Origin of the sequence: Gilvimarinus gilvus (assembly GCF_030518155.1) — a bacterium.
Lineage (GTDB): Bacteria > Pseudomonadota > Gammaproteobacteria > Pseudomonadales > Cellvibrionaceae > Gilvimarinus > Gilvimarinus gilvus.
In genome coordinates this window covers 1-1098 of the sequence record NZ_JAULRU010000041.1, presented here as the reverse complement: position 1 = coordinate 1098, position 1098 = coordinate 1, and the positions used below count along the sequence as shown (strand labels likewise).

Genomic DNA, 1098 nt, shown 5'->3' with positions numbered 1-1098 from the left:
ATCTCTACAGAGCGCTCAACGCACAGCCCAACCAAAGTGTCAGGCACAACACCTCGCTCTGTAACCAGATAGTGCGCCAGCTGGTTCGACTTCTCATTGAGCTGCTGGTAACTGAGTCGCTCCTCACCAAACTGAACCGCTATCGCCTCTGGGCTCCTCGCCACCTGCTGCTCAAACAGCTCATGGATACAAAGCTCATGCGGGTAATCCACCCGTGTATCGTTCCACTCAATCAGCTGTTGATGACGTTCTCGCTCACTCAGAATACCCAGTTCAAAGACATTACCATCGGGTTTCTCCAATAGGCGATGCACAAGACGTTCGAAGCACGAGGCCATGGTCTCAATTGTCGACGCACTAAACAGATCGGTGTTGTACTCCCACTCCAGAGTTATTGCACCTGACTCCTCCATCATATTCAGCGTAAGCTCATATTTCGCCAATCTAGATGCAGGCGGTTCAATTCTTTCAGCTTCTAGGTTAGGAAGACTTACTTCACCGCGCTCATTGTTCTGCAAAACCAGCATAATTTGAAACAATGGACTATGACTTGAACTTCTCTCTGGATTAATAGATTCCAGCAAGTACTCAAATGGAACCTGCTGGTTAGCATAAGCATCCAGAAGAAGTGCTTTGCTTTGCTCTATTAGCTCGCTGAAACTTGCCCCTTCAGATACATTTGAGCGTAACACCAGCATGTTTACAAAAAATCCAATCAAACCGGCTATTTCTGGCTGTTCTCTATTTGCTGTTGGGCTACCAACAACGATGTCTTTCTCACCGCTGAATCTGGACAACAAAATACTAAACGCGCAATGTAGACCCATAAATAGGGTGGCGTTTTTACTTTTACAATATACCTTCAGCTGCTCCGTTTGAATCTTGTTAAGAGTGCTTGTATGAACCCCACCTTGAAAGGTTTGTTGAGACGGTCTCACCTGATCAAGTGGCAAATTGTGAACCACAGGAAGTCCAGCAAGCTTTTTTTCCCAGTATCTCAACTGCTCATTAATAGCATCTCCCTGAAGATTCTCTCGCTGCCAAAACGAATAGTCAGAGTACTGTATGTTAAGGGGGACTAACGACGACTCTTCCCCC

The 1098-nt window shown here is 46.3% G+C and carries 1 protein-coding gene; it reads right to left on the bottom strand.

Annotated elements, in window-relative coordinates; all coding sequences use genetic code 11:
- Nucleotides 1-1067, bottom strand: a 1067-nt coding sequence (locus tag QWI17_RS00205; protein ID WP_302720492.1) for a condensation domain-containing protein, incomplete at its 3' end; no start/stop codon positions are given.
- Nucleotides 1068-1098 lie beyond the last annotated feature (31 nt).